Origin of the sequence: Halovivax sp., assembly GCA_007119345.1 — an archaeon.
Taxonomy (GTDB): Archaea; Halobacteriota; Halobacteria; order Halobacteriales; family Natrialbaceae; genus Halovivax.
Genome location: SKPV01000088.1, coordinates 1 through 10,611 on the forward strand (window position 1 = coordinate 1; position 10,611 = coordinate 10,611).

The following is a 10,611-nucleotide window of genomic DNA, read 5'->3' on the forward strand; positions in this document are numbered from 1 at the left end:
CGACGCCAGCGAGCGCGAACTGAGCGAGAGCGACCGCAGCGATATCGACAGCGAGCGCGACTCCGCCGAGCACACCGAGTCGACGTTCGACGAGAGCGAGACCGACCGGCAGGGCGCCGAGACGTCGCTCGACGAGAGCGAGAGCGACAGCACCTCCGCGGAGAGCGACGCCGCGGAGAGCGACTCCGCACTCGAAGAGAGCGACCGCGACAGCAGCAACCAGGAGAGTGACCGCAGTCAAAACGAAGTAGACACGTCCGACATCAGCGACGAGAGCAGCGCCAGCGAGCGCGACGAGAGCGTGACCGAGAGCGACCGGACCTACTCCGAGATCGACGGGAGTACCACCTCCGACGAGCGCGACGAGTCCGCCAGCGACCGCAGCGAGATGACCGAATCCGAAGTCGACACCGACAGCGAGACCGACTCGGGCGTCGACGAAATCGACAGCACTGACACCGCGAGCGAATCCATCAGTGAATCGGACAGCGACCGCGACGAGAGCACGAGCGATCTGAGCGAGAGCACCACCGACAGTTCGAGCGACAGCGAGCGCACCGAGAGCGATAACGAGAGCGAGCTCGACACTCGCGACCGCGACCGCTCCGACTCCGACGCCGACGCCGAACGCGAGGCGTCCGCGATCGAGAGCGACTCGAGCAGCTTCGAAGACGGATACGAATCCGACTGCGAATCCGGATCGGCCAACTCGTCGGTCGACAGCATCGACCAGACGAGCGTCGAGTCCGACACCACCCAGGGATCGACCCTGAGCTCGGCCGTCAACGCGGTCGTCGACGCACTCATCTCGCTCGTCGCGAGATAACGACGGAGCGACCACCGCGGCATTTTTTCGGTCCCAGCGTTTCGGAGCGGCGGCCTCGAACGATCTGGACGATATTTCCTTCCGTGGCGAGACCGATCGGTGCGGCACTTCTCTGGTGGTCGAGACCGATCGGTGCGCCAGTCGCTCCGTCCTCGGTATCGATCGGGGACGGTGGTCGAAACATGCGCGGGATCGATCGGGACCGGAGGTCGTCTCGTGATCTGGACCGACAGCGTCGCGAGCGGTTTCGAATCTTCGTTTCGCAGCCGACAGTCATCACCGGGAATGGGATCGTCCGGTTTTCATGTCAATCGAGTCATGTTTATTGCCACCCGAGGCGTCTATACTCCCGTACCATGGCAACAACTACCGAGAGTCCCGGCCACACGGGCGACGAATTCGACACCGACCGACCGGACGAACGGCGCTCCGCGCTCGCGACGGTCCGGCTGGGAGCGTTCTCGCTCTCGCTCGCGCTGGCCGGGCTGCTGAGCGTGCTGTTCCTCCCGGACCTGCTCGCCACGCTCGTGACGGGCTGGACCGCCGAAGGGGCGGCGGAACTCGGCATCCACCGACTCCACGTGATGGGCATCGCCGCGGTCGTGTCGGTGTTCCTGCTCGGCCTGTTCGCACAGGCCTACCAGCCCAGAAAGCGGATCGCCTCGATGTGGGGTGCGTTCCTCGTCATCCTCGCCGTCACCGCCGGCACCGTCTGGTACGGCGTCGGTCGGCCCGAAGAGGTCATCCCGTTCTTCCTGCTCACGGGGATCGCCCTCCTCGCGCACCCGGCGGGTCGGCGGCTCTTCCGGCGCGACGACAGTTACAGCCCGGCGCTGCTGGCGCTGGTCGCCGTCGCCGCGGTGCCGCTGCTCGCGTTCGTCGCGACGCAACTGAGCCTCACCACGAGCGCGGTCGATCCGCACGCCCTGGACGGCCACTACGTCATGATGGCGGGGCTCGCTATCGCGCCGCTCGCCTACGGCGCCGTCTCCGCGCTTGGCTTCGTCGGCTGGCGCCTCGCCGCGTGGCTCGCGGCGCTACCGATGGCCTACTACGGTCTGATGGCGATCTCGTTCCCCGACCAGAGCGGCGCGGCGGGAACGGTGTGGGCGGTCGCGGCCGTCATCTGGGCGATCGCGTTCGTCGCGGTGGCGGAGTACTCGCGCCGCGGGCCCTCTGGGGTGCGCCGACGGGAGATCGAGCGATCGAGCTGACGATTCGACCCCGTCTTCGCCCTTCAGGACGCGGCGTTTTTCCCTCCAGCGTACGAATCCCACCCATGCCCGTAGAAACGGACGAGGAAGTGCGAGCGGCCCTCGAGCTGGAAACGGTCGCCGTCGTCGGCTGTTCGTCGACGCCGGGGAAGGACGCCCACGAGATCCCGCGGTATCTCCTGGCGCAGGGGTACGAGATCGTTCCGGTGAATCCCAACGCCGACGAGGTACTCGGGCGGCCCGCGTACGACTCCCTCGCGGACGTCGAAGGGGAGATCGACGTGGTCGACGTGTTCCGGCCGAGCGACGAGGTGCCCGGCATCGTCGACGACGCGCTCGCGCGCGAGGACGTCGACGTCGTCTGGCTCCAGCTCGGGATCCGCGACGACGACGCCGTCGCTCGGGCCGAATCGGCCGGTCTGCGGGTCGTCCAGGATCGGTGCATGAAACCCGAACACCGCCGACTCGTCGCGTCGGCCTGATCGTGCGGATCGATCGACCCGGCGATTTCGGCACCCATCGGATCCGGTCCCGGATGAGGGACGCCGTCGGCAGCCGACCGATCCGGAGCGCACAGTTTCACCAGAATTCCGTCGGTCGGCGTAAATGTCCCCCGCTCGTTTTTCGTCGTGGGGCGTCTACGAACCCCGAGGTTGGGTCAGTGACCGATCTTCGATATGGTGGAGCGGCGCGGTCGGGACGCCGTCGTGAGGATACGGTACGAAGAACCATCTCCGGAGCGAGTCGGTTCGTATCGCGTCCGGAACTCGCGTCGACGGGGACCACTCGCCGCCGCTCGCCCCGCGATCGACGCCCGATCGAGGCCGGCGGATTCCCGCTGCCCGTCGCTGGCCGCTCGCCTCGCGCTCGCTCTACCAGTTCGGCCCTCGCCACTCGCGATGGTATCGATACCACATGATAATCACAGACATCTCGGTCCCGACGGCTTCGTTCCCCCTGGGACGGCTCCTCGAGGAGTACCCGGACGTGTCGATCGAACTCGAGACCATGGTCCCGCTGCACGACTCGATCATCCCGCTGTTCTGGGTGGAAGACGGCGACGAACGAGAGATCGAGGAGACCCTCCGCGAGGACGCGCTGACGGATTCGGTCAGGTTGCTCACCGAAACCGACGGCCGAACCCTGTACGAGATTCACTGGAGTTCGGACGTCAACAGCCTCGTACAGCCGCTCATCGAGGTCGGCGCGGAGATCCTGAGCGCCGAGGGCGCCGCCGACGAGTGGGACTTCCGGTTGCAGTTTCGCAGTCACGAGGATCTCGACGACTTTCGCAGCCGGTGCCAGGAGAACGAGATCGGGATCGAACTCCGTCGACTGTACAATCCGTCGGTGCCGGTCGAAGGGGGCCCGCTCTCCATCGAACAGCGCGACGCGCTCGTCACGGCGTACCTCCACGGCTACTACAAGGTCCCCCGGGAGGCGAACCAGACCGATCTCTCGGCCCAGATCGGGGTGAGCGACAACGCGCTGTCCCAGCGGCTTCGTCGGGGCACCGCGCGCCTCATCGAGGAGTCGCTCTTCCCCGAGCGTCGGGGGTCCTGACCGGCGGTCGAATCGGGCCGTCGACCCGGGACAATCCGGTATTTGGCCGTTCCTCTCGCGCCCGCCCGTCCCACTCCCTCCGGAGCGACGACCGTCGAGAGCCCGTCATCGCGCGGCGTCCGTCGCTCCACTTCCAGAGCGACGGCCGTGAGCCGCCCGTATTGCGCCCATCCTCGAGCGTCGCCGACCGCTCGCCGCGTCGCTCGGCTTCGAGGTCGAAGCCGACCGTGAAAATCGCCTCGAAATCGAGAGTCGTACCTATCGGCGTCCGCCGGACTAGGCTACGTATGTCCCTCACATCTCCGCTCGTCGGCGATTCGTTCCAGGAAGAGGTGGTCGAAGCGACGCCGGGCGGGATCGTCTCCGTCGACGAGCGGGGGACGATCGTCTTCGCGAATCGGCGTATCGAATCGATGCTGGGGTACGCGCCGGACGAGCTGATCGACGAGTCCCTCGACCGAATCGTCCCGGCGGACGGGACGGCTACCCCTCCGCTCGGCGACGTCGATGCGATCGCGGCGGCGGTGGAGGAGGCCACGTCCGGACGATGGACGGGCGATCACGCGTTCCGACACGCCGACGGCCACGACGTGCCGGTCGCGCTCGTCGTCGTGGAGTTCACCCACGAGGATCGCCGGTTTCTCGGACTGGCGGCGCGCGAACGATCGGAACGCGAGCGTTCGGAGGTGAACGTCGATCGCTACCGGACGATCCTGGAGACGATCGAGGGAGCCGCCTACGTGCTCGATGCCGGCGGACGATTCGCGGTCGTCAACGACCCGTTCGTCGAGTGGACGGGCTACGCACGTGAGGAGGTGATCGACACCGAGGCGTCGGTGGTGATCGACCGGACGGACCGAGTCGGTGCCGACGCAACCGGGCGGGATCCACGTCCGACCGATCGTCGGGTCGAAACGTACGATGCGTCGGTGCGGGCGGCGGACGGGTCGGAACTGTCCGCCGAACTGCGACTCGCGCCGCTGTTCGACGCACAGGAGCACGCCATCGAGGGGACCCTTTGCGTCCTCACCGATCTCGCCGAGCGTACCGCCTACGAGAGCCGAATCGAAGCGCTCAACTCGGTCAACGCGGAACTCTCCCGGGCCGAAACGGCCGCCGACATCGCTCGAACGGGACTGAACGCCCTCGAACGGGTGTCCGGCGTCGACGCCGGGTGTATCCGGCTGTACGACGCCGAGACGAACTCGCTCGAACTGGTCGATCTGTCCGACGCGGCCGCCGACCTGGTGGACGCCGCCGTCGCGTTCGACCTGGAGCGGACGCTCGCCGGACGCGCCTACCGCGAGGAAACGATCGTGCGCAACGATCGGGCAGGAGGGGGGCGGACCGGCGCCGATCCGGATCGCACGAGCCTGCACCTACCCCTCGGCGAGCACGGCGTCGCGACGGTCTTCGCCCCGAACGGCGAGAGAATCGAGGAACCGGGCCTCGCCGTGATACGGGCGCTGGCGGCCGGCGTTAGATCGGCGCTCGATCGATCCGAGCGGGAGGAAACGCTCCGGACCGCCGAGCGCCGGCTCCGAACGCAACACCACCAGCTCGACACGTTACATCGGATCACGACGCTCGTCCGTGAGATCGGCGATCACCTCATCGAGGCGACGACGAGGGCGGAACTCGAGCGGACGGTTTGCGAGCGAATCGTCGGATCGGAGTTCTACCGGAGCGCGTGGATCGCCGACGTCGGCGCGACCGGCGAAACCGTCGACGTCGCGGCCGGAGCCGGCCTCGAGGAGCGGTACCTGGACGCGCTCGATTCGATGTCCCTCCCGACCCTCGGCGGCGGAACCGTCGAACGAGTGCTGCGAACGGGGAAGACCCAGGTCGTCCGCCACTACCGGCGGGTCGGTGCCGCCACGGAAGCGGAGGCGGTCGACACCGTCGAGCCCGTCGACCGAATCGAAGCGCTGGCCGCGGTTCCGATCGCCTTCGGGGACCGGGTCGACGGGGTGCTCGTGGTGAACGGCGTTCGAGGGGACGTCTTCACCGAGAGCGCGGTCGACGGGTTCGAATCCCTCGGCAAGCTGATCGGCTTCGCGCTCACCGCGCTCCGAACCAGGGACCTCCTCCTGACCGATTCGGTCGTCGAACTCGAACTCGCGATCAGGGATTCGTCGGACGTGTACGCGTCGCTGACGGCGGAGCTCGGCTGTCGGATTCGGTTCGAGCGATCGGTCTCCACCGAGGCTGGGAAGGTCATCACGTACCACGTCGTCGACGGCGTCGAACCGGGGCGCGCCCTCGAACTGGCCGAGGAGGCGCCCGAGATCGAGCGTGCGCGAGTCCTCTCGGTACGGGACGAGGGGTTCGTCCTCCAGACCGTGACCGCGGACTCGCTGGGAACGATCGCGCTGGAAGCGGGTGCGACGATTCGATCGGCCGTCGCGGAAGGCGGCGAGATGCGGGTGACGCTCGAAGCGCCGGGGACGGCGAACGTCCGCGAAATCGTCGCCGCGTTCGGCGAGCGGTCCGAGACCGTCGAACTACTGGCGAAGCGAGACCGCGACAGCGACGTCCAGACCGCCGCGGATTTTCGCGAACGCCTCTCGGGGCGACTCACGGAGAAACAGCGCGCGGCGATCGAATCCGCCATCGCCTCGGGCTACTACGACTGGCCTCGCGCGATCACCGCCGAGGAACTCGCCGAATCGATGGGGACCTCCTCCGCGACGCTCCATCAACACCTCCGAAAGGGAGTCTGGCACCTCGCGTCGGCGTTCGCCGGCGAACCGGCCGGCGCGAACGCGGAGGAGAAACGATGACCACGCACGTCAAACTCTACGGCGACAAGGCGGAACGGTTCGAGGAGATCAAAGCCCACCTCACCGAGCAACTCGGCTACGAGCCGAGCAACCCGGAAGTTATCGGCCTCCTGATGGCGACCGACGACGGCGAGCGACCGCTCGGGACGCCGATCTCCGCGCCGACCGAGCGCGAGTAGCCGGCGGCGATGCGAGCCGTTGGCCCGGCTCGCGTCCGTCGTTCGAGCGTCGGTCCCGCGGGGACCGGGGCGGACGCCGACCGGTCCGTAAGGCGCCGAAATCGAGTTTCCGGCCCCGAAGGTCGATCCACCCTTCGACCCCGTTCGAAGGGGATTCAGGGAACACCTTCCCCCAGCTGCGGCGTTCGTGTCGATCCTTCCCCACCCTTCGTTTCCCCCTTTTGAACCCCTCGTCCGAAGTATCTGTAGTCTAGCGTCCACCTCGGCGCGAACGTAACGACGAAGCTAGATTCGATGACGTGAACAATGATAGACCAATTCGGCGTAATCGCATTGGCCGGCCTCCTGGTGTTAGCCGGCGTGATCGGTGCCAGCAGCGTGATGCTGCCCGGCAGCGATCAGACGGTCGTCTACACGCTGGACGACGAGCGATGCGACGTGAGCGAACACCTGGACGAGACGGTCGACTACACCAACGAGCTCGAAGAGAGCGAGAGCGCGAGTGAGAGCGACCGGGACAGAGCGAACAACGATCACCGCGAGAGCGATCGCGAGCGCGACCTGAGCGAGCGCGACAGCGAGCGCGACAGTTCGAGCGCCCTGGACGAGAGCGAGCGCGAGGAGAGCGAACGCGATCGCAGCCACGACAGGGACTACGACCGCGACGGGAGCGAGTCCGAAGTGAACGACCGCGACGAGCAGCGCGATAGCTCCAGCGAACGCGACGTCACCGACGTCGACGAATCCGAACGCGACGAAAGCGAACGAGCGATCGACGACGCCGACGTCGAGATTGACGAGAGCGAGAGCGATCGGGAGCGCGACCGCAACGAACGCGACGAAGCCGAGAGCGCGAGCGACGGGACGCACGTCGAGAGCAACGCGTCCGAGAGCGAGCGGTCGGACGACGCGAGCGAGCGCGACGCGAGCGAGCGCGAGGCCACCTCCGCGGAGACGGACGACTCCTCGAATGAGAGCGCGAGCGATCGCAGCGAGCGAGAGGTCGACCACGACGACGCCGAGCGCGACCTGAGCGAGCGCGATCGGAGCGAATTCGCCGAACGGGATCGTGACGCCACCGCCGAAGCGAGCGACGTCGAGGCGAGCGAGCGCGAGGAGAGCGAACGTGAGGCGAGCGAGAGAGACCGCGAGTCCCAGGAGAGCGAGCGGGAGGCGAGCGAGAGCGACGGGACGGAGCGCTCCGAGAGCGCCGCAGACGCCGAAACCGATGAGAGCGACCGGTTCGCCGACGACGACGAGAGAGCCGATCGCTTCGATCGCGACCGCGCCGTCGACCGCGACGAGCGCGCCGGAAGCGACCGCGACGAGCGTGACCGCGACGAGCGTGACCGCGAGTCAGAGCGCGCCGAGAGCGAGGCCGACGTCGCAGAGAGCGAGCTGAACGAGAGCGAGCGCACCGACGTCGAGAGCGAACGCGATCGGAGCGAAGACGCCGAGTCCGACCGCGCCGAGAGCGAGCGCGAGCGCCAGGGTGCAGAGCGCGACGTCGACGAGAGCGATCGGACGGCGAGCGCCGCCGACGGCGATCGCTCGACCGCCGAGAGCGAGCGCGAGGAGAGCGAACTCGATCGCAGCGAGTTCCGAAAAGACGCGGGCGAGAGCGAACTCGAGACCACCGACAGCGCCGACGAGCGCGCCGAGAGCGACCGCAGCGAGCGCGAGCGCGAGCGCGACCGGACCGCGAGCGAGCGGGACGGAAGCACGTCGACCGACGAACGCGCCGAAAGCGAGCGCGACCGCAGCGAGTTCGCCGAATCCGAGCGCGACACGGTGAGCGAGCGCGACACCGGCCTCGACGAGCGCCGCACCACCGACGCCGAGCGCGAGTCGGTCAGCGACGCCGACAGCGAGCGCGACCTGAGCGAGCGCGACCGCAGCGAACGCACCGACGACAGCGAGCGCGAGAGCGAGCGCGACGAACGCGAGCGCGAACGCAACCTCGACACCCGCGACAGCACCCGGAGCGACAGCGAGTCCGAGAGCGAGAGCGAGCGCTCCCAGAACGAACGCGAGCAGACGGACCGCGAGCAGACGACCGACTCCGACTGCGAGACGATCTCGGAGCGCCTGATCGTGACCGGCGACAGCATCGAAGAACTCGAGCGCAAGGGCGTCCTGACCGAGAACGAAGACGGCACCTTCGACGTCGACGTCAGCAAGCTCGACTGAACGACTCGTTCGAGCCGTCCGGTTTTTTCGACGCCGGTCGCGTCAGTACTGTCCCCGCCACCGTCGACGGCAGGCGGTGACCGTTCGGCGGATCGCGGGCGCAGTGCTCACGAATCGTTCACAGTAACGTGCTCCGACCGGGGTTGGAACAGGTGGCTGACGTTCCGGGTCGCGCCCTTCGGTCGCTTCCCGGGCGTGGGACTTCCGTGTGCAAACCCCGCAGTCACGTATCCTCGCCACATCGCTCGCAGCCTGACGGCTACTCGCGGGTTGCGGTCGGAAAATGCTCCGACGGGGATTTGAACCCCGGTCATTGCCTCGAGAGGGCAATATGATTGGCCGGACTACACTATCGGAGCGTACAACCTATCGTTGCTCCGTACGGTGTTTAAGGGTTCCGTTTCGCGCCGGGAGTGCGCCCGTCTCGCACGCAGACGACCGTCACTCGTCGAAGGGGGACTTCGTCGCCTCCGGTTCGAAGCCCTCGAGACTGATGATGTTCTCGCGGCCGACCCGGAGCTTGCTGATCGTCCCGTCGTCTTCCATGTCGGACAGGAGCATGCTGACCTTCGACTTCGACCAGCCGGTCTCGTCGACGATGTTCACCTGCTTCATCCGGCCGCCGTTCTGGCGGATCAACGAGACGACGCGGTCCTCGTCGGACATGAGTTCCTCGTCGGCGACCGATTCGTCCGGCGAATCGGTCGGGATCGGCGCCGCCGATTCCGAGGCGGCCGTCGAGTCCGGGTCGCGCCGACCGCCGAGCGGCCAGTCGTCGGACCGGCGCCAGGCGAACGCCGCGAGTCCGATCACCGCCAGAACCAGGGCGACCGAGGCGAGCGTCACCCCATCGACGCTACTCCCGCCACCGTTCTCGCCGCCATCGCCGGCGCCGGCCTCGTCCTCGGGGATCATGAGGACGTAGGGGTGGGAATCGGCGAACTCCATCTCGCCGAGCCACGTGACCGCCTCCGCGTGATCGAGGTTTCTCGCGGCGTACTCGGGTTCGGGTCGGGCCTCGTCGAAGGCGAGTCCGTCCCCCGCTCTGATCGTCAGCGCCTGATCGCTCATCAGGTAGAAGCCGCCGTCGAAGACGTCGGAAACGACGACGCGGCCCTCGTCGTCGACGACGGCGAAACCGTTCCAGGTGAACGACATCTCCACGACGCCCATCCTGTTGACGCGACCGTCGTCGACGTGGGTCGACCGGTTGAAGTCGTCCACCGTCATCTCGCGACCCGTGTGCTCTTCCCCGGAGGCCACCAGCGCCGACGCCTGTTCGGTGAACCGCTCGTAGAGTTCGGTTTCCTCCGACTCGAACCGGTCGGCGAAGTCGCGGAACTCTTCGACTTCCTCGTCGGTCGCGAGCGAACGCTCGTACTCGAAGGTCCAGACCGCCGACCCGTCCGATCGGACCTCGATCACGAAGGTCGTCCGATCGAACTCTTGGTCCGTGTCGTCGACCGACGACTGCGACGCGGTGGCGAGCGCGGCGTCACCGTCACCGGTCGATTCGAACTGCGCCGAATCGGACGGCGTGGCATCCTCCTCGACGAACGTCATCGCCGCACCCATCCCGGACGCTAGGAGCGCCAGCACGACCAATCCCACGAGCACCGACCGATGCATTCGTTCTCATGTACGTGGGCCACCTCAAAGACTTTGTGAATAGCACAGGGCGTGAACCACGATCCCGACGGCTATCGACGACGCGGTCGATCGGTCATCGCTCGCGGGTCCCAGCGGCGAAAATGAGCGTTCCGGAGGAAACCGGACGGAACGCCAGGCGTTCGAACCGGCCGTCCCACCGAATCCCGGCACGGAGTTTCGCTCGGCGACCGACATCCGAGCGGATC

General features: G+C 67.4%; 7 protein-coding genes, 1 tRNA gene and 1 pseudogene. 7 read left to right on the forward strand and 2 right to left on the reverse strand.

Translation table 11 applies throughout. The features are described 5' to 3' along the window. The 7 genes and pseudogenes from QZT59_RS06110 to QZT59_RS06140 form a co-directional block, all read left to right on the forward strand. Nucleotides 1–826 (forward strand): annotated as a pseudogene (locus QZT59_RS06110) (hypothetical protein); the annotation flags it as partial. Nucleotides 827–1,182: 356 nt separating this feature from the next. Further along, the gene (locus QZT59_RS06115; RefSeq protein WP_290812831.1) at nt 1,183–2,040 is read left to right on the forward strand and encodes a hypothetical protein; all 858 of its coding nucleotides are present in this window, start codon (nt 1,183–1,185) and stop codon (nt 2,038–2,040) included. A gap of 65 nt (nt 2,041–2,105) precedes the next feature. Next, nucleotides 2,106–2,522 (forward strand): CoA-binding protein, encoded by a 417-nt coding sequence (locus QZT59_RS06120; RefSeq protein ID WP_290812834.1) that lies wholly within the window; start codon nt 2,106–2,108, stop codon nt 2,520–2,522. Between the two features lie 433 nt (nt 2,523–2,955). Next, nucleotides 2,956–3,603 carry a bacterio-opsin activator domain-containing protein gene (locus QZT59_RS06125; protein WP_290812837.1) on the forward strand — a complete coding sequence of 216 codons (648 nt, stop codon included), beginning with the start codon at nt 2,956–2,958 and terminating at the stop codon, nt 3,601–3,603. A gap of 287 nt (nt 3,604–3,890) precedes the next feature. Beyond that, entirely contained in the window at nt 3,891–6,386 is a 2,496-nt protein-coding gene (locus tag QZT59_RS06130) for a bacterio-opsin activator domain-containing protein (RefSeq protein WP_290812840.1), read from the forward strand. After that, nucleotides 6,383–6,565, forward strand: coding sequence for a hypothetical protein (locus QZT59_RS06135; RefSeq protein ID WP_290812843.1), 183 nt, complete (start codon nt 6,383–6,385; stop codon nt 6,563–6,565). Before QZT59_RS06130 ends, QZT59_RS06135 begins: the two co-directional genes overlap by 4 nt. A gap of 306 nt (nt 6,566–6,871) precedes the next feature. Beyond that, nucleotides 6,872–8,755, forward strand: coding sequence for a hypothetical protein (locus tag QZT59_RS06140; protein WP_290812846.1), 1,884 nt, complete (start codon nt 6,872–6,874; stop codon nt 8,753–8,755). A gap of 284 nt (nt 8,756–9,039) precedes the next feature. Here the strand turns inward: QZT59_RS06140 and QZT59_RS06145 are convergent. After that, nucleotides 9,040–9,114, reverse strand: a tRNA-Glu gene (locus tag QZT59_RS06145). Between the two features lie 82 nt (nt 9,115–9,196). Then, entirely contained in the window at nt 9,197–10,384 is a 1,188-nt protein-coding gene (locus QZT59_RS06150) for a hypothetical protein (protein ID WP_290812850.1), read from the reverse strand. Nucleotides 10,385–10,611 lie beyond the last annotated feature (227 nt).

Excerpts from the sequence above, each read along its gene's own strand:
- QZT59_RS06115 (WP_290812831.1), top strand. The coding sequence starts at position 1,183 with ATGGCAACAACTACCGAGAGTCCCGGCCACACGGGCGACGAATTCGAC.
- QZT59_RS06120 (WP_290812834.1), top strand. The coding sequence starts at position 2,106 with ATGCCCGTAGAAACGGACGAGGAAGTGCGAGCGGCCCTCGAGCTGGAA.
- QZT59_RS06125 (WP_290812837.1), top strand. The coding sequence starts at position 2,956 with ATGATAATCACAGACATCTCGGTCCCGACGGCTTCGTTCCCCCTGGGA.
- QZT59_RS06130 (WP_290812840.1), top strand. The coding sequence starts at position 3,891 with ATGTCCCTCACATCTCCGCTCGTCGGCGATTCGTTCCAGGAAGAGGTG.
- QZT59_RS06135 (WP_290812843.1), top strand. The coding sequence starts at position 6,383 with ATGACCACGCACGTCAAACTCTACGGCGACAAGGCGGAACGGTTCGAG.
- QZT59_RS06140 (WP_290812846.1), top strand. The coding sequence starts at position 6,872 with ATGATAGACCAATTCGGCGTAATCGCATTGGCCGGCCTCCTGGTGTTA.
- QZT59_RS06150 (WP_290812850.1), bottom strand. The coding sequence starts at position 10,384 with ATGCATCGGTCGGTGCTCGTGGGATTGGTCGTGCTGGCGCTCCTAGCG.